Origin of the sequence: Bacillus sp. B1-WWTP-T-0.5-Post-4 (genome assembly GCF_009183795.1) — a bacterium.
GTDB lineage: Bacteria > Bacillota > Bacilli > Bacillales > Bacillaceae_G > Bacillus_A > Bacillus_A cereus.
The window spans coordinates 356,974-375,758 of record NZ_WEIJ01000002.1; the positions used below are offsets into that span (position 1 = coordinate 356,974).

The following is an 18,785-nucleotide window of genomic DNA, read 5'->3' on the forward strand; positions in this document are numbered from 1 at the left end:
GCCTCCACTACTATGAAATAATTAGCCCCATTCTTTATTACTCTTTAAAACTAAAAACAGTACGAATAAACCTGACATGATAGTAAACACATCAGAAGCTTGCACTCCCTGTTCACCTTTTTCTTCTTTCTTGTCTTTCGGTTCTTCTTTTTGTTCTTTCTTTTTAGAGGCAACTTGTTTGTTATTTTTCTCTTTTTGGTCCTTCGCCTTATGTACTTCCTTGTTGTCTTCGAACGGCTCTTTTATAACGTAAGTAAATTCCTCTTTCTCTTTCAACGGTTCTTTTATAAACTTATTTACGTTCTCATCTCGCTTCGGAATTTGAACAACTGGCAAATTTTCTTCTGGAACCGGGTTTTTGACTTTGGAATCTTCTTGCTTCTCATTTTCTTTCTTATCTTCTAATTCATTTTCTAGTTTATTATCTAATTTATCTTCTTTCTCTTCTATCTTTTTATCATCTTCATTTTTTGGCGCCAAAACAGAAATGGTATATTCACTTTCCTCAACAAGTTTATTACCTGCTGCATCTATTATCTCTACAAGCAATTTGTATGGCCCAGCCGGCAATGCTTCTGTTATTTCAAATACTTTTTGCCAATCCATATCATGCTTGTTGTAGTCTAATAAAAACGAAAGCTCTTTATTTTCTTTCCCTTTTAATGTAACGCGCACTTCTTTTACAACCGATTCTATATCTGACGCTTTTACTCGTATATGTATAGAATCTCCCTGTTTTCGTTCAACTAAGTTCTCTTTTACTTCATCAATAGTAACTTTCTGTAACTTTGGCAATTCTTTATCTATAGTTGGCGTTTCATTTTTAATACGAATGAGCGGGACTTTCACTTCATTTTTTATGAGCTCTTCTTTCTCATTCTCTTTGTAACTTTGAACGAGCTGAAGATTCCAATCACCTTGCAAATCAAAATCCCCTGCTTTATAGTTAGCAACCCAGCTCTTCGTTTCTTCATCATACTCAAAAGATAACATTCTTTCTTGCGCATATTGCTCCCCATTTTTTTGTAACTGCAATATACCTTTCATACTTTGAATGTTTTTCCCATTTGGTTCTACAGCAATTCGCACCTCTTCGCCAACTTTAAGCTCCGGCTTATTTACTGTAATAATTCCCTGTTCTGTTTCTATCTTTCTTTCACTCAATTGTTTATTTACTACTTCTTGTTGTTCTGCTTCTTTTTGTTTCTCTTTATCTTGCTTCGTTTCCACTTGCTCTGACGATTCTTGAGATTCCTTATTTTCTTCTTGTACATTCACTTCATTTATTTTTTGATCTGACTCAATTTGTTCCTCAGCCTGACTTTGCAAGGGGAAGAACAAGCATACATGTATGCATAGCCAACTCATTAGAAAAAACTTTACGTTTTTCATCTACTAGTTCAAACTCCTATTTCAATGCCTTATAGTGATTTCGTCACTTTTACTCCGAAAAATCCATCTACATTTACAAGTTCACCATACGCCACTAATACATCATTTACATAAATACGAATTGGTTCATCAATATCCTCATCTAGCACAACTGCTTCATTTTCTTGTAAACTTAATATATCTTGAATCGTTTTCACTGTACTTCCAAATACAAATTTCACGTTCATTTCTACATTTTGTAGAATGGACGTGTCCATATATACTGGTTCCATTTGTTTTACTTCTTTAAATTCAATAGGTTGCACAACTGGTTCTACAATTTTTTCTTCTTCAATTTCTTCTGTGGCAATCTCTTCTTCTTCCACCATTGGATACAGAAGTCGCCTTACCATTTCTTTCGCTTCAGAAATTGGCAAAATTTGATACATTTTCGATTGAAGCAGATCACCAATTTCAAGATTGAACGTAATTTGAACGAGTTCGTCCACTTCCATTGACTCTCCCAAATACTCCATTTCTTCTTTTAACGTTACAAATTTAACATTTGGCGGCGTCATGTCCATTTTTTCTTGGAACATTTCTGACATCGCCGTAGCAGCATGACCCATCATTTGGTTCATAATTTCTTTAATACCGCTCAGTTCTAATTCAGTAAGCTCTTTTTCCGGATCAACTTCCCCTGTTCCCATCATCATTAAATCTACCATTGTTAAGGCGACATCTTTCGTAAATACGAATACATTCTCATTCTTTAGCCCTTCAACAAAGTCAACATTTAAAATAACAAATGGCACTGGTACTCCATCATAATGACGAACATTGATTGCTTCCACATTTGGTGTACTAATTGTAACTGGCTGATTTAAAAGCGTTGACAATACTGTTGAAGCGGAACCAATTGAAATATTTGCAATTTCACCAAGTACATCTTTCTCTTCTTGTGTTAAATGCTCTTTTTCAACTTGTTCTTCTACAATCTCAGTTTCCACTACTTCTGCTGGTTCGACTGTTTCTTCTACTTCACCAGATAATTGCATTAATTTATTTACCATTTGTTTCGCATGATCAACTGAAACAATTTGTACAAGTTTAGAGTTTACAAGATTATCTATCTTTAAATCAAACGACACTTTAACAATCGTATGATTCCCATCAATTTCAGAGATTTTCTCCATTTCTTCTGATAACTTTACAACTTTAATCGTCGGCGGAGACATATCTACTGTATCTTGGAAGAATTCCGACATAGATGTAGCTGCGAATCCCATCATTTGATTCATCGCTTCTTGTACAGCACTTAGCTCTAATTCGCCAAGTTCTTTTCCGTCCTCCACTTCACCTGTTCCCATCATCATTAAATCAGCAATGGATAATGCAACATCTTGCTTAAGGACAAGAAGGTTTTCCATATCTAATCCTTTTGTAAAATGAATGTTTAATACAACATGTGGAACTTCGACATCTCTTGAATCATATAAATCTACCAACTCTATGCGAGGAGCAGTAATGCTTACTTGCCTATTTAAAATTGTTGATAATACAGTCGAAGCTGAACCAAATGATATATTTGCAATTTCGCCAAGAATATCACATTCTTGAGGCGTTAAATGCTCATTTTCTTTTTCTAGCACAATCGTGCTCGTATCCCCTTTTGTGTGTTGCTCAGGCATTTTCCCTGCCTCCTCATTTCTGTTTTTCTATCAAATAATATAAACTCTTATTTTATTTTAGCAAACTCATTAGTATAAAACGTTACTATGTATCCCATTATTAGATTCGTAGCAATTAGCCAAAAAGCTCCCCAATTGTATACAAGTGGGGAGCTTTCCTTCATTCCTATTATAAACCTTCTGGGTTTAAAATGAGGACCACTCGTCCATCACCGAGAATCGTCGCACCAGAGAAATAGTTAGAACTCTCTGCAAAGAAGTCACCTAATGACTTTAAGACTATTTCTCTTTGACCGATAATTGTGTTTACAATAAGTCCATAGCTGCGATGTGTATTACGAACAATTAACACAGGAACCATTTGACCATCATATGACGCAAACGCCTCATCTACTGTTTTTTCACCAAATACAGTACTTAAATGTTTCACTTCAATAATTTGATTACGATAATTTAACACATCTTTCCCTTGTAAGGATTGGATGTCTTCTCTCTTAATTCGAATTGCTTCAACGATATTTCCAAGAGGTAAAGCATAACGCTTATCATTCGTTTGAACAAGCATAGATTGAATAATAGACAACGTTAATGGAAGTTCAATTCTAAATGTACTTCCCTTTCCTTCCTCAGAATCAATAATTAAATGTCCACCTAAACTATGAATCGTATGTTTTACAACATCTAATCCGACACCGCGTCCAGAAAGATCTGATACAACTTCAGCTGTACTAAATCCTGGTTGGAAAATAAGATCAAACACTTCACGATCTGTTAATCTATTCGCATCTGCTTCAGTTACAACGCCATTTTTAATCGCTTTTTCTAATACTTTCCCTTTATTAATACCGTTTCCATCATCCGTAATTTGAATAACGACATGATTTCCACTATGAAAGGCTTCTAATTTAATCGTACCTGTCTCATTTTTACCTGCATCACGTCGTTTTTCAACAGTTTCAACACCGTGATCGATTGCATTTCGAATTAAATGAACGAGCGGATCACCGATTTCATCAATAACAATTTTATCTACTTCAGTATCTTCACCTGTAATTTGTAAATCGATTTTTTTCCCTAAATCTTTCGCTAACATACGTACCATACGCGGGAAACGATTGAACACAGTTTCAATCGGCACCATACGCATATTTAATAGTACATTTTGAATATCTTTTGAAATATCGCCTAATCGATTTAAATGTTCAATTAGCTCCTTGTTTTGAATCGTTTGAGCCAATTCATCAATGCGCCCACGTTCAATTACACTTTCTTCAAACATATTCATTAATCTTTCGATTTTCTCTAATTGAACACGAATTGAACGATTCTCCACTTTAGCATTTTTCGTTTTTGTAGTACTTTTAGCTGGCATAGCACTTGAAGGTTGATTCGTTGCCTCTATTGGTGATTCTACCTGCGTAGCCACAGCTGGTTGTAGCTTTTCTTCTACTTGCACAACTTCTTGTGTAACGACTTTTTTAGAAGCTACTTCCTTCGATATAGGTTCTCCTTGCTTTACTTCCACTTTCTCAATTTCAGAAACATGAAGTACTACTTGTTTCAATTCTTCTATACTACAATCCGTATCCATAAATACTGTAAATTCAAATCCGAAAGCATCTGCTTCAATTTCTTCAATACTCGGAGCTGTTTTTTGTATATTCCCTACATTTTGCAATGCTTCAATACACATAATGGCACGTACTGCTTTTAAAATCGCTTGCTGTTCAACTGTTATATGCACTTCATGCGAAACTGCATCATCGTTGTCTATATGATTTTGCTCTATATGTTCCGTAGGAGTTTCTACATTGCCGTTCAATAACGCTTCTAATTTCTGTTTAGTTGAGGCTACATCAATATTGCCCATTCCACCTTGTTGCACATCTGCAACCATCTTCTCCAAATTATCAATGCACTCAAAAATCACATCAATAATATCCGCATTTACAACTATATTTCCATGACGAATTTCATCTAACACATTTTCCATCTTATGCGTTAAATCAGCCATCTCCGTAAATTCCATACTCGCAGACATACCTTTGAATGTATGAGCGGAGCGGAATATTTCTCCCACAACATCCATATCAGCAGGATTTTGCTCTAACACTAGCACATTTTCATTTAGCGACTGTAAATGTTCTTCTGACTCTTCGAAAAATATATTTAATAGATCTGTTTGCATTTTTATCCCCTACCTGTCTAACAAACATTTCATTTATGTATAACAATTTAGTGTTTTACAATGAGAAAAAAGGGGGCCACACGTCGATCTGCTATCACTGTTTTGATTCCTTGTGGCACCCCTTCTATATTAACTATTTGCTACTTTTGTTAAAGCTTCAATTACACGATCGGCTTGGAATGGCTTTACAATAAAGTCTTTTGCCCCGCCCTTAATTGCATCTAATACCATACCTTGTTGTCCCATTGCAGAACAAATAACAACCTTTGCACTTGAATCAATTTTAATAATTTCTTTTAATGCTTCAAGCCCGTCCATTTCTGGCATAGTAATATCTAATGTTACAATATCAGGTTGAAGTTCTTTATACTTTTGAATCGCTTCTACCCCATTCTCTGCTTCGCCGATAACTTCAAAGTCAGCATTACTTTTTAATAAGTTTTTAATCATCGTTCGCATAAACATCGCATCGTCTACTACTAAAATTTTATGTGCCATTCTTTTTAATTCTCTCCTTCTATGTATAAATATATCTTAATATTTCACCTTATCATTCTCACTCATTATACAAAATAAAATGATAAAATTTAATATTTTTTTAAAAGAATTTTCGTATTTTTATTATTTTATTATTAAAATAATAATATACTACTCTTTTATATAAATAACAACGCGACGGTTTTTTTCCCAGTTTTGCGGTGAATCATTTGGTACAATTGGCTTTGTGTCTGCATATCCTACCGCAGCTAGCCTTTTATCATCCACATTATACACTTCAATTAAATGGTGAATCATATTTGCCGCTCGTGCTGAAGATAACTCCCAATTAGAAGGGAATTTCTCGTTATGAATAGGTCTACTATCTGTATGTCCCTCTACAACAATTGGGTTAGGTACGGATTGAAAAAATCCAACTAATTGACTTATTATCCCTTTCGCTTCGGGCTTAACGTTTGCATCGCCTGTATCAAATATTAAATTATCTACTATAACGACGCTTACCCCTGTATCCTCCCGATATACATTCACTTGACTAATACCGTTATTATCTACATACGCTTTTAACTTCTTATATAATTCATCCATTCTCTTTTTTGAGATCATTTTTTCATCATTTTTTTCATGTGAAATATCTGGTATTGTATTTTCCATTACTTTTGCATCTACTTGCCCCGTATCACTAAACTTTTCAAGCATCTTTGACAATTTTACTGCATCTTGCTTTGATGTAGCAACTAGTAATACAAAGAAAGTTAATAATAACATCGTTAAATCTGTAAAAGTCGTCATCCAACGAGGCGATCCCTTTTGCGGTCCTTTACTCATCATACCACTCCTTGAAATATTAGGCTGCTCCTTTTACCTTTTTTACCTTTGTTTCGTATACGTATGTATCCAGTTTCAACTTTAATTTAGAAGGGATTTGTCCACGATACAATTCTGAAATTGCTTCTATTACAAACTTCTTCTCTGTATATAAATCTTCAATACCACGATATACTTTTTCCGCAAGAGGGATTGCAATCATATTCGCAAGTACAGACCCATATAATGTCGTTAACATCGCAACTGCCATCCCTGTACCAATTTGCGATGTATCTTGTAAGTTTTGGAGCATAATGATAAGACCAATTAAAGTCCCTATCATGCCCCAAGCTGGAGCAAAATCACCAATTTTATCTAATAATGCTGCTCCTTTTCTTAACTCATACACTTCCGTTTCAATATCTTTCAATAACACTTCTTTTAATTCATCTTCATCGTAACCGCTTAACATTAATCGAATTCCTTTTTGAATAAAAGGATTATCCACTTGCTCTCCATCTACCTCTAAAGAAAGCAAGCCGTGCTTTTTAGACTTTTTCGAAAAATCGACAAACAAATCCGTTAACTGTTCTAAATCTTCTTCTCTTCTATGTAAAACAGTAAAAATGCTTTTCGTATATTTTTTTATTTCTCCAAATCGATATGCCACAACAATTGTCGCTGTTGTTCCCCCTATGACAATTAAAATAGATGAAACATCTAAAAAGTTTTTGAAAGCTTTTATTCCACCGCCGCCAAGCATAATTGCCGCTATCACTATAATGAAACCTACTATAATGCCCACTGGGCTAGAAATATCAAACTTCCTTTTTCTTCTTTGTGGTCTAGCTAATACTTGATTTTTCTCTCCCATATTTCTGCCCTTTCCTTTCCATTTTTATATAACATTTTTTTATTTTAATAATACGTTTTCACATATAACATGTATTATACGCTTATCATCTGTTTATCGCAATATACTCATGAAATTGACACATTTCATTTCTATATTAGAATTATGGTATGAATAAATGAGGAGGATCACGATGGAACACAACATTTTACAAGTCATTGCATTAGCAGAAAAACTAAAATATGAAATGCGACATAGCTGGCTTTCCAACGGACGTCAAGAAAGTGTTGCCGAACATACATGGCGTATGTCTCTAATGGCCATTTTAGTTGAACCTTATTTGGATCAAAAAGTAAATATTGAGAAATTACTTAAAATGGTTATTATTCACGACCTAGTCGAAGCCGAAGCTGGTGATATCCCTGCATTTGATACAATGAATAGTCATGAATTACAGCTACAAAAACAAAAAAATGAACTAGAAGCTATTTTAAATATTAAACAAACATTAACAGGTTCTCTCGGTGAGGAATTATATGACTTATGGATAGAGTTTGAAGCGAAAGAAACGTACGAAGCAAAAGTTGCTAATGCACTCGATAAACTTGAGGTAAAAATTCAGCATAACGAAGCTGATATTGATACGTGGCTACCAATTGAACATAAAATGACATTCCAAGTAGCAAAGCATACAAACTTTGATTCTTTCCTATCTAAATTACAAAAAATTATTGAACAAGATGGAGAAAAGAAGTTAATTGCTGCCGGCATTGATGTTGAGGCATGCAAGCAATAATGAAATAAGACACTCAACAAGAGTGTCTTATTTCATTATTGTTGATATAGCCTGCTTATAAATAAGCTGTTGTTTTCCATCCACTAAGATTAAAACTGTAAATTTATCTACTCCAACAACTTCTCCTATTATTCTAACACCACTCTTTAAGAAAATTGTAACTGTACCTTTTTCTTCTTTTATTTGTTTATACAATTCTTCCTGTAAATGTTCCAATTACTGTCCCCCCTTTCCGTGAAACATCTTAATATAAAAAACTATAAATTTTTTATTTATGCACTTTGTCTTTTACATTCATAAACTTATTAATTAGTATATCTAAATCTCGGCTAAATAACAAAACTTTATCATGATCCAATCCGTGTCTCGCAACAAGTTGAATTAACTCTTTCTTTTTGTTTTCTATTTTATTTTTTAATTGTCCCATCTCCATCTCTATACTAAAACTCCCTTTTCCCATAATATTACTTGTAAAATTATAGTACATATTCTCTCATAAAAAAATAAGAAAATGGTTTTTTTTACAATTTTTTATTTTTTATGCCTAAATTATGAATTACGTAAAGGTTTATTTACAAATCACTAACATGCAATCCTAATGAATCTACAGGCATTTGTCTAATTATAAATGAGACTGGCTCGTTTTCTATACAAAAAACATACTGTATATAGTAGTCCATGAACCATATAGATTAACTTACTAAAAAGGAGGAAAACATATGAGTTATGGTGGAAGTTGCGCTGGTTTCGGCGGTGGATTTGCTTTGCTTATCGTACTATTCATCCTTCTAATCATCATCGGATGTAGCTGTTGGGGTGGCGGCGGATACGGATATTAATATATCCTATCCTTGAAAAATGAACTAAAAACTATAGAAAAACAGCTCAAATATGAGCTGTTTTTTTTCATACTTTCGTATGAATTTATATCCCTCTTATTTGCGATTTCAACTAGCAACATATTGTTTACTATGGAATAAGAAACATTTTTCACTGATATAAAAGATGGTTATACATACATATTACAAACAAAAATCATTTTAACATTAATTCTTGTCGGCATTTCATGGGGCATTATTGGAGGCGCTTATCAACTACTTCTAACGATCTATACCGAAAAAATTTTCCATACGAACATTGGGATTTTATATACGGTTCAAGGGGCTGGGCTTATGATAGGAAGCCTTCTCGTTAATCTTTATATATCCCATAATAAAGAAAAAATGAAAAAAGTATTCGGTTGGGCCTACTTATTACAAGGAATTTTCTTTCTCGGATTCATTCTATCCGATCAACTTATTATCGGTATCATTACTTTATTCTGTATGCGTATAGCAGGAGGAATCATCGTTCCACTTGATACGACATTACTTCAAACTTACACACACGAAAATATGATAGGTAAAGTTTTTTCATTCCATTATTCTATTTACGGATCTCTTATTCAGTTATCGATGCTTTTTGCAGGAGGGCTGTTAGAAATTCTTTCTCCTCAAATGATTGGCAGTTTATTAGCTACATGCTGTTGTAAGTTTTATATGGCTGTTCTTGTTTTATCGTGGGGATCTCAGTGAATAATTTAATGATAATCAATACATTTTGATCCCATTCATTATTTGTTTCCCCATAATAAAATTGTTTCAAAATGTAAGTCGGATTTTTTAGTTAAAGAGCCTTATATGGCAATACTATTTGAGAAAAAACTAGATATTTATGTTAAAATACAAATGAGTTTGTGAAATATTGCACTTAAATAATAGACTTTAACTAGTTAAACTTGATTAAATAGGAGGGCTGTTTTGGGTATCACATTCATTTTCGTATGTATTATATTAGTGGCTTCTATTCTGCAAGCAAGTACAGGTTTTGGCTTTTCCATAATGGCAACCCCTTTCTTACTTATGTTATTTCTACCACAAGAAGCTATACAAATAAACATTATTTTATCTTTAATTATTTCCATTTCACTCATTTGGAAAATAAGAATGGACGTTGATTTTGTTCTACTGAAAAGGTTTATTTTTGGAAGTATAGTTGGTGTTCCTTTTGGCATTTTAATTTTCATTTCCGTTAACATAAACACTTTTAAATTAGCAGTTAGCATCCTACTCTTACTATTAACATTGTTGCTAATATGCAACGTTAAGGTTAGATCAACACAATCTAGAGATTTCATAGTTGGTGGATTATCTGGTCTTTTAACGACAAGTATCGGTATGCCCGGTCCACCCCTGTTACTTTATTTTACAGGAACTGATACTGAAAAAGAGAAGTTAAGAGCAACTACATTAGCTTTTTATTTGTTTATATATTTCATTAGTCTAGTAACCCAAATACTCTTTACTGGCACAAACAAAACCATTTGGGAATCAAGTTTTTATGCCATTCCAATTGTATTTTTAGGTTTGTTTATAGGTCAAATTATTTTCAAATGGCTTAATCAACGAATTTTTAAAATATTTACGTATATTCTTTTAAGTTGTACAGGGGGTTATCTTCTTATTGAAAGTTTGAACTTGTTATAGAAGATGCTTTAGATTGTGCCATAACAGATATGTTCAAACAAAATTATTGCTGTATTTTCCGGCAGGGTATTCCATATCAAAACTTAAATAACTTTATTGACAGTTTACAATTAGCAATAATCTTTCTTTCATAAGATAAACATTTCAAATCAAATACTAAATAAAACGATAAACAGCGGCTATTATGCCGCTTTTACTTACTATTGGCATTTCATTCTCATTTTCTATCACTTTTGTAAAAAATTATTAATTTTTATTTCTATGTATATGATAACAAACAAAATACCTAAGTTCAGAAAGAATAAACAACTTTCTGGGCTTAGGTATTAACAATCAAACTATTCACTTATACTAAAGTTTTATCACAAATCTCTGTTACATTTTTAAAATATTGCAGGTTCTCCTTCGCTTCACCTTCATTAAATAAATTGAGTTGCTTCATTATTTCAGTAGCAAATTCAACGTACGCAGACCCTACCGCTGTTATTATTTTTCCATCAACAGTTACATCTTTATTTTGTTTATATTCCCATTCATGTAAATGTGCTAACTGTTTTTCACCAGATGTTAATGATGTTGAGAATTTCTTCTTATTAAGCACTCCAGCCGCATGTAGTAAAGATGTTCCTGCACAAATACCCGCTATCCATTTATTTTGCTTATGTAATTCGTTCACGATAGATAACAATTGTTCATTTTCTAAATGATCAAAAATATGTCCTCCTGGTACGATAAACACTTCATAGTCCGCTACTTCAATATGCTCCATAGAGACATGTGGTTGACACAAAAACCCGCCTTCTCCTGTAACTGTTTTTCCATCTACTGTTGCTGTTATTATTTCGAATTCCTTACTGATCAAAAATAAACTCGCTATATTCACTTCAAATTCTGCAAATCCATCAAATAAAAAGATTAAAGCTTTTTTCATATTATCCCCTCCCTCTATACTTATTCGAAGACAATGACCTTTCTCCTCCAAAAAAGACAAACCTACATCACAGGTTTGCCTCTTTACTCACTTCTTATTTAATCCTTTTTCACTTAAGAACTCTTTCATATGCATTCTTTTTTCTTTAGACATAAACGAACTCATTGATTCCGTCCATGTTACGTTTTTCTTGTTTGATGATCTTTCTTTATAATACGCGCTCATCGTTTCATCATATTCATTTAATAATTCATCATATTTCTTTTCATCATATCCATTTTCATGAAGGATTGCTGCTACTGGTAAACGTGGTTTCACTCCATGATCTTCATCTGGTACGCCGACTGTCATTCCGAATACAGGATATACTTTATCAGGTAAATGAAGCAGTTCACTCACTTCTCTCGGATTATTACGAATACCACCAATATAACAAATACCGTATCCTAGCGATTCTGCTGCTAGTGCTAAGTTTTGCGCAAAAAGCGAAGCATCTACCGTCGCAACGATAAAGTCTTCTACTCCCTCATGCTTTATCTCTGTACTATGTTTTTTACATGCAATTTCAAGTCGTTTTAAATCTGCACAACAAACAAAAAATGCTGCACAGTCCTTCACATGACGATTTCCGGATAGCTCTGCTAGTTTAGCCTTTAATTCCTGATCTGTTACATATATAACAGAATACGCCTGTACAAAATGTGATGAAGCTGCATGTTGCGCAGCGTGCACCATCTTTTCTACTACATCTTTCGGAATTGATTCTTCTTTATATTTACGAACTGAAACATGTTGCTCCATCTTATGTATGATCTCATTCATGAAAATCACTCCTTTTTTCTCTTCATAATGAAAAATTAACATATCTTTTTCAATTTTCACAACTTATAAGCACAAAAAGAGCAATTCTTTTTGAACTGCTCTTTTTTAAAACGTTTATCGATACGGTAAATGAAATTACACTTATCATATTACGCCGTTTTCAAAACTTTAATACCTTTTACGATATTCCAAATGAAGTAGTAAATTCCTACAAGAATGAACACTGCATATGTGATAGCCATTCCAATTCCAGCACCGTCAGATTGATTGAAACCTAAACCGTACATGCCTGATACTGCTAGTCCTCCAAATAAGATTGCGTATGGGAAAACATGTGACCAAAATGCTTTTTTCGCGTGATACTTCACTTCATCTTCTGCAACAAAGTACACGATAATTGGTAGTAAAAATGGTGCAAAAAAGATACTAAAGTAACATAACGAAGATAAAATATTATTTCCTTTCATCCGATTCACCTCTAAATAGTTTTTGTTACCTTCATTATGTCAGGAAATCATTCTAGAAACTATCGCTTTACCTTTCACGAACGTGACATATTTGTAAGATTTTCCTCAAACTAAATCCCGCCTGAGTTTCAGACGGGATCACTTTCACTATATTCGATTCATAAACCAATACTGTGTAATTGCTAAATATTCTCGTACATTCGATGGAATGATGATTGGTTTCGGTGTTTTTGCCGGAAGACCTTCTAATTGTAAACCTTGTTTGGCCGCTATTTTTTTCGCTCTAAACATGTGAAAATCGTTTGTTACGATCATACCTTTTTTCATATCGGCTGGAATTAACGGTTTTGAGAATGTAATATTCTCATCTGTACTCGTAGATTTGTCCTCCATTATAATGCGGTCTTCTGCGATATTTTGTTTTATTAGTCCTTGTTTCATTGCTAATGCTTCTGAAATGTCTTCGCCTTTTCCTTGTCCTCCAGATACGATAGCGATTGTTTTCTCATGTGATTTTAAATATTCAGCTGCTTTATCAATACGATATTGCAATGAATAAGATGGTTTCGTCCCATTTACTTTCGATCCTAGTACAATTATGTAATCAGCATCGTAGGTTGCATTCATATGCCCATGCTTATAAATGTGATATTGTAAAAAACCCGCATACACGGCGCAAATCATTATAACAACTAAAATGCCCTTCATTATTTTCTTCTTTCTCATATTCATATACTCCTATTTTCTTTTACTTCCTTCATGATAATATCCATTTATTTGTTTGTATACAGACAGATTCCAATAAACCCTAATTTATCCTCTGAAAGGTAATATTTATATTACTTTCGGGAATAGTAAGTACAACTTTACACGAAGGAGTGTCTCTATTGCTTCTCTTTTTATGTAACGTGTCGTTCTTTTTTATCTTATTTTTACTATCGCTTAAGTTACTCGGTAAATCCGCGTTAGCACAACTAACTCCTCATGATTTTGGGGCTATAATCTTTTTATCTTATTTAGCTTTCCAGGCCATACCCGTCTCTGGTGCTTTACAAGCATTTCTCGGTATGGTTGTTATCACATGTTTACATTTACTTCTTACAAAATTAAGCCTATTCAACAAACTAAATCGTTTTATTCTTGGACACCCTATCATTTTAATTAAACATGGTGATATTATTTTTGAGAACTTACAAAAAAGTAGATACCCCATTGCAGAACTACTTTCTAATCTTCGCGTTGCAGGATATCCAAGTGTTCATGAAATTGAATACGCTATTTTAGAAGCGAACGGCGCTATTAGTATTTTACCAAAAAGAGAACTTGTACCATTAACTCCAAAAGATTTAAACATAGAAGTTAAGTATGCTGGATTACCAATTGCACTTATCGTCGATTCACAAATTCAATACGATAACTTAAAGTTAATACATAAAGATGAAAAATGGTTATATAAAGAATTAAAAGAAAAAGGAATTACAAATATTAAAAACGTTGCCTTTGCTTCTGTTCAAGAAACAGATGGATCTTTTGCGATTAGTTTAAAGGAATAAAAAATCCCCTTAATTGCTTAAGGGGATTTTCTTCATCATATCGCTTCTTTCTCTCCTGCCATATTTAATGGCACAGGATGTTTCATGCGATTCATCGTAAATACGATAATTGCTGTCATTACTTCAGCAACTGGCATAACGAGCCAAATTCCATTTATACCAAATAATTTCGGCATAATCCATAACAATGGAATAATAAATAGTAATCCTCGGCTCATTATAATAAGTACTGATTTCTTCGTTTGTCGTACTGATTGGAAATACTCTCCATACACAATGTTATAACCTAAAAATACGTATTGGATAAAGAATAAGCTAATACCTGTTAAGGTTAACTCCAATAATTCTGGAGATTGAACATCAAATAAACCAATGATATATTTCCCGAAGAATAATCCGACAATTATCGCAATGCCTCCGAGGACAACTGCAATTTTCACAGCAAACTTCAATCCTTCACGAAGTCTCTCTGATAAATTTGCCCCATAATGGAAACTAGCAATTGGCTGTAATGCTGCTCCAACACCAAAGAATAATAGTAATGTCATTGCATGAATACTATTCACCATCGCATAGGAAGCTACTCCTACTTCTCCTGCATATTGGACGAATGCGATATTAAAACCAATCGTTACGATTGCAACCGTACTTTCTGCTGTAAAACTTGGGAAACCAATCACCATAATTTGTTTGACAGTATCCCATTCAAAATGGAATTTCGTCCACTTTAAAATACTACTTTTTCTAAAGAAATGAGTTAATAATACAAGGAAACCAATCGCTGCCGAAAGAATAGTCGCTGAAGCAGCACCTGTTACACCCCATCCAAAGATAAAAATAAAGATATAGTCAAACACTATATTTAATACAGCTGTTACAACAAGACCAGCCATTGCTAAATTAGGATTTCCATCATTTCGTATGAATGTACTTAAAATATTTTCTAAAACGTATATCATTCCAAATGTTAATAATACGTGTAAATAGTCTAACGCATATGGTAGAATCACTTCATTTGCACCAAATAAATATGCTAAATCTTCTATTCTCCATAAGCAAATCGCTGCTAAAATCCCTACGATAACAACTGCTACCGTCATGGATTGAGTAAAAATAGACCTTGCTCTTTCTCGTTTATTTTCACCTAATGCAATGGAATATAACGTTGCCCCGCCCATTCCAATCCATAATGAAATAGAGAAGAAAATCGAAAACGCTGGAATAGCCACGTTTACTCCTGCTAAACCGTTCGCCCCAACTCCTCTACTAATCATGACCGCGTCAATTACAATATTCACTGACATTAATACCATTCCAAGAACGGCTGGTATTAAATATGAAATAAATAAACTTTTAATTGGTTTTTCTCTTAATTTTTCTGTTGCTTCCATACTATTATGCTCCTTTTTCAACTCTCTGTTCACAGTTTAAACCTTCAAGTAACTTGAAGGTCAAGAGAGAATTAAAAAATAGGTAACTGAATTATATTAATGAATGTAAATTTGTAATCAATTCAAAGGTTTTCATCTTATTTTTTTACTACAGGAATTTGAATTTCTGTTACTTGCTCCTCTGGATTTTCTGTTACAGACCAATCAATCAATCCAATCTCAATCGAATCTCCATGTACTTCGTAACCTTCTTTATCAATGTATGTAAGTAACTCCTTGTACGTTGCATCTGTTTCTTCATACGGTCCATGATGATAAGAACAAGCATATAAACCTTCTTTAATTTCATCTGAAGTATGCACTTCATACGGCATATAATCCAAAAGAATAAATACGCTGCTATATGCTTGAAACTCCTTTTGCATTAATGCTTTTTTGGAAATTGTCACACCTATATCTCCTGAAAATAGACTATCATCCATTTGCCTCATATTTTTTTGCAACGAATGAATGTAGTACTCAAACATATCATCCGTCGTATTCGGGGCAACCGCAATAGCTGTTATTTTTCGCTGCGGAATCTCTTTAATTACCATTTGTTCAGCTTTTGCTTTTGTTGCTTTCTTAATTAAATGAATTCTATGCTCCATTTTCGCCAAAGCATACTCAATTTCTCTTTGTTTCTTCAGCATCATCTCTTGTTGTTTTTCCAGTAAATTGAGTGCGTATGCTGGATTTCTTTCATCAATATATTTCTTAATTTCCTTTAACGGAATATTTAACTGACGTAAAAATTTAATCGTATCTAACAGTGAAAATTGATCGATTGTATAATAACGATAATTCGTTTGAGGATCCACAATGGACGGATGAAAAATTCCTTTTTCATCATAATACCTTAATGTAGATTCTGCGATATTATGCATTTTCGCCATTTCTCCAATTGTAAAACGTTTATTTAATAACATCTTTTATTTCCTTCCATTTCTATTTATTTCATTATATGTTCATTTTCTCTTCAAAACAAAAAAGAATTCCCATACGAGAATTCTTTTTTACTATTAAACCTCTATTATTATAGGAAGAATCATCGGCTTTCGTTTTGTATTTGTATATATATACTTCCCTAATGCTTCTCTTACCTCCCTTTTCAAAATACCCCAGCTATTCACATTCTCTTTCTTTAAATTATTAATCGTAATAACAGCTAATTTATTTAATTCTCTTAGAAATTCTTCTGAATCACGGACATAGACAAATCCACGAGAAATAATATCTGGACCTGAAATTATTTCTCCATCCACTTTATTAAAAGTAATAACTATAACGAGCATTCCATCTTCTGAAAGTTGTTTACGATCACGTAATAATGCATTTCCAACATCTCCAATTCCTAATCCATCTACATATATATTTCCTGCCTGTATTCTTCTAGATTGAATTGCCACTTCATTACTTATATCTACAACATCTCCATTACGTACAATAAAGATATTTTCCTTTTCAATACCAATTGATTCTGCTAACAAACTATGGTGATGTAGCATTCTAAACTCTCCATGAATTGGAATAAAATATTTTGGCTTCATTAATGTAAGCATTAACTTCAACTCTTCTTGATATGCATGACCGGATACATGCACTCCAGTAGAACTACCTGATCCGTAAATCACCTTTGCTCCTAATGCAAATAAATTATCGATAATTCGAGAAACGTTACGTTCATTTCCTGGGATAGGGGTCGCGGCTATAATAACCGTATCTTCTGGTAAAATATCCACTTGCCTATAGTTTCCACTAGCTAAACGCGCTAAAGCTGCCATTGGTTCTCCTTGACTTCCTGTACAAAGTATTGCAACCTGCTTTGGATCTAAACGATTTACCTCATTTGCTTCAATCAACATACCTTCTGGAATATGTAAATAACCTTTCTCTAGAGCAACCTCTACTACATTTACCATACTTCTCCCTAGCAAAGCTAGTTTTCGATTTGTTTTTATACATGCTTCAACTATTTGCTGAACACGATTCACATTAGAAGCAAACGTAGAAATAATTACTTTTCTATTTGCTTTCATAAATATTTCCTCTATCCGTTCTCCTACTGACCTTTCTGATGGAGTAAAACCTGGACGTTCTGCATTTGTGCTTTCAGATAATAAAGCTAGTACACCTTCACTTCCTATTTTAGCCATTTTATGAATATCAGGATGTTGATTATTTACTGGTGTTAAATCAAATTTAAAATCACCTGTATGTACTACAGTACCTTCTGGTGTATGAAAAACAATACCGAGACAATCCGGAATACTGTGGTTCGTTTTAAAAAAAGTTGCCTTAATAGAACCACAATCAATTTCTGATTCTGAATGAATAACGATTAATTCCGTATCATTTTGAAGATTGTGTTCCTTTAATTTAATTTCAATTAAACCTAACGTTAACTTTGTTGCATAGATTGGTACATTTAGTTGTTTTAAAAAATATGGTATTCCGCCAATATGGTCCTCATGCCCGTGCGTTACTATTAAACCGCGAATTTTTTCTTTATTTTCTTGCAAATATGTGACGTCTGGAATTATTAAATCAATCCCTAATAAACTTTCATCTGGAAATTTAGATCCACAATCAATGACGACAATATCATTTTCATATTGGATAGCATACATATTTTTTCCTATTTCATTTACTCCACCTAAAGCAACAATAGACAAGTTATTTTTTAATGCCTTCAAATTATAAATCCTCCCTTTCACAGTTATAGTTCGTGAAATAGTATGTAGAATTTATTATTTGTAATGGAAAAGGACTTCATACTATTTTATACATATAAAATTCACACACTACTCTTACACCTATATCCCAATAAGACAGCTTCTTCCTCAAAAAGCT

The 18,785-nt window shown here is 33.3% G+C and carries 19 protein-coding genes and 1 pseudogene; 5 read left to right on the plus strand and 15 right to left on the minus strand.

All coding sequences use genetic code 11. The features are described from left to right. Positions 1-21: 21 nt before the first annotated feature. The 6 genes from GBN91_RS07455 to GBN91_RS07480 all read right to left on the minus strand — a co-directional run bounded on the left by GBN91_RS07455 (position 22) and on the right by GBN91_RS07480 (position 7,429). The gene (locus tag GBN91_RS07455; protein WP_046392538.1) at positions 22-1,392 is read right to left on the minus strand and encodes a hypothetical protein; all 1,371 of its coding nucleotides are present in this window, start codon (positions 1,390-1,392) and stop codon (positions 22-24) included. Positions 1,393-1,421: 29 nt separating this feature from the next. Continuing rightward, positions 1,422-3,062 carry a flagellar motor switch protein gene (locus GBN91_RS07460; protein WP_001115002.1) on the minus strand — a complete coding sequence of 547 codons (1,641 nt, stop codon included), beginning with the start codon at positions 3,060-3,062 and terminating at the stop codon, positions 1,422-1,424. Positions 3,063-3,231: 169 nt separating this feature from the next. Continuing rightward, the gene (locus GBN91_RS07465; RefSeq protein ID WP_001192608.1) at positions 3,232-5,250 is read right to left on the minus strand and encodes a chemotaxis protein CheA; all 2,019 of its coding nucleotides are present in this window, start codon (positions 5,248-5,250) and stop codon (positions 3,232-3,234) included. A 129-nt stretch (positions 5,251-5,379) separates the two neighbouring features. Then, positions 5,380-5,748, minus strand: coding sequence for a response regulator (locus tag GBN91_RS07470; protein ID WP_000940565.1), 369 nt, complete (start codon positions 5,746-5,748; stop codon positions 5,380-5,382). 150 nt (positions 5,749-5,898) lie between these two features. Next, positions 5,899-6,576, minus strand: a complete 678-nt coding sequence (locus GBN91_RS07475; protein ID WP_000033627.1) for an OmpA family protein — start codon at positions 6,574-6,576, stop codon at positions 5,899-5,901. A 19-nt stretch (positions 6,577-6,595) separates the two neighbouring features. After that, on the minus strand, positions 6,596-7,429 hold the full coding sequence (locus GBN91_RS07480; RefSeq protein WP_000504191.1) for a flagellar motor protein MotP: 834 nt from the start codon (positions 7,427-7,429) through the stop codon (positions 6,596-6,598). 172 nt (positions 7,430-7,601) lie between these two features. Here GBN91_RS07480 and GBN91_RS07485 point away from each other — a divergent pair, with 172 nt between their 5' ends. Further along, the gene (locus tag GBN91_RS07485; RefSeq protein WP_000400766.1) at positions 7,602-8,204 is read left to right on the plus strand and encodes an HD domain-containing protein; all 603 of its coding nucleotides are present in this window, start codon (positions 7,602-7,604) and stop codon (positions 8,202-8,204) included. A 27-nt stretch (positions 8,205-8,231) separates the two neighbouring features. Here the strand turns inward: GBN91_RS07485 and hfq are convergent, their stop codons facing one another. Beyond that, entirely contained in the window at positions 8,232-8,420 is a 189-nt protein-coding gene (hfq, locus tag GBN91_RS07490) for an RNA chaperone Hfq (protein ID WP_000400664.1), read from the minus strand. Positions 8,421-8,472: 52 nt separating this feature from the next. After that, positions 8,473-8,691 (minus strand): aspartyl-phosphate phosphatase Spo0E family protein, encoded by a 219-nt coding sequence (locus GBN91_RS07495; RefSeq protein ID WP_000291689.1) that lies wholly within the window; start codon positions 8,689-8,691, stop codon positions 8,473-8,475. Positions 8,692-8,923: 232 nt separating this feature from the next. Here GBN91_RS07495 and GBN91_RS07500 point away from each other — a divergent pair, with 232 nt between their 5' ends. From GBN91_RS07500 to GBN91_RS07510, 3 genes and pseudogenes are all read left to right on the plus strand, one after another. Beyond that, complete coding sequence (locus GBN91_RS07500) at positions 8,924-9,043, plus strand: YjcZ family sporulation protein (RefSeq protein ID WP_000120179.1); 120 nt, start codon at positions 8,924-8,926, stop codon at positions 9,041-9,043. A 141-nt stretch (positions 9,044-9,184) separates the two neighbouring features. Then, positions 9,185-9,782: pseudogene (locus GBN91_RS07505) on the plus strand (MFS transporter); the annotation flags it as partial. 221 nt (positions 9,783-10,003) lie between these two features. Next, positions 10,004-10,729, plus strand: a complete 726-nt coding sequence (locus tag GBN91_RS07510) for a sulfite exporter TauE/SafE family protein (RefSeq protein ID WP_046392533.1) — start codon at positions 10,004-10,006, stop codon at positions 10,727-10,729. Positions 10,730-11,075: 346 nt separating this feature from the next. Here the strand turns inward: GBN91_RS07510 and GBN91_RS07515 are convergent, their stop codons facing one another. From GBN91_RS07515 to GBN91_RS07530, 4 genes are all read right to left on the minus strand, one after another. Then, positions 11,076-11,660 carry a type 1 glutamine amidotransferase family protein gene (locus tag GBN91_RS07515; protein ID WP_016122207.1) on the minus strand — a complete coding sequence of 195 codons (585 nt, stop codon included), beginning with the start codon at positions 11,658-11,660 and terminating at the stop codon, positions 11,076-11,078. 87 nt (positions 11,661-11,747) lie between these two features. Further along, entirely contained in the window at positions 11,748-12,482 is a 735-nt protein-coding gene (nfsA, locus tag GBN91_RS07520; protein ID WP_016122206.1) for an oxygen-insensitive NADPH nitroreductase, read from the minus strand. Between the two features lie 149 nt (positions 12,483-12,631). Further along, complete coding sequence (locus GBN91_RS07525; protein WP_000678055.1) at positions 12,632-12,949, minus strand: magnetosome magnetite crystal formation protein family; 318 nt, start codon at positions 12,947-12,949, stop codon at positions 12,632-12,634. A 147-nt stretch (positions 12,950-13,096) separates the two neighbouring features. Further along, complete coding sequence (locus tag GBN91_RS07530; RefSeq protein WP_001227676.1) at positions 13,097-13,675, minus strand: YdcF family protein; 579 nt, start codon at positions 13,673-13,675, stop codon at positions 13,097-13,099. Positions 13,676-13,836: 161 nt separating this feature from the next. Here GBN91_RS07530 and GBN91_RS07535 point away from each other — a divergent pair, with 161 nt between their 5' ends. Further along, the gene (locus GBN91_RS07535) at positions 13,837-14,502 is read left to right on the plus strand and encodes a DUF421 domain-containing protein (protein WP_000923924.1); all 666 of its coding nucleotides are present in this window, start codon (positions 13,837-13,839) and stop codon (positions 14,500-14,502) included. Between the two features lie 35 nt (positions 14,503-14,537). Here GBN91_RS07535 and GBN91_RS07540 read toward each other — a convergent pair whose 3' ends face one another. The 3 genes from GBN91_RS07540 to GBN91_RS07550 all read right to left on the minus strand — a co-directional run bounded on the left by GBN91_RS07540 (position 14,538) and on the right by GBN91_RS07550 (position 18,628). Further along, the gene (locus tag GBN91_RS07540; protein ID WP_000388389.1) at positions 14,538-15,893 is read right to left on the minus strand and encodes an MATE family efflux transporter; all 1,356 of its coding nucleotides are present in this window, start codon (positions 15,891-15,893) and stop codon (positions 14,538-14,540) included. Positions 15,894-16,030: 137 nt separating this feature from the next. Then, entirely contained in the window at positions 16,031-16,861 is an 831-nt protein-coding gene (locus GBN91_RS07545; protein WP_000925932.1) for a MerR family transcriptional regulator, read from the minus strand. Between the two features lie 93 nt (positions 16,862-16,954). Beyond that, on the minus strand, positions 16,955-18,628 hold the full coding sequence (locus GBN91_RS07550; RefSeq protein ID WP_000645618.1) for a ribonuclease J: 1,674 nt from the start codon (positions 18,626-18,628) through the stop codon (positions 16,955-16,957). Positions 18,629-18,785 lie beyond the last annotated feature (157 nt).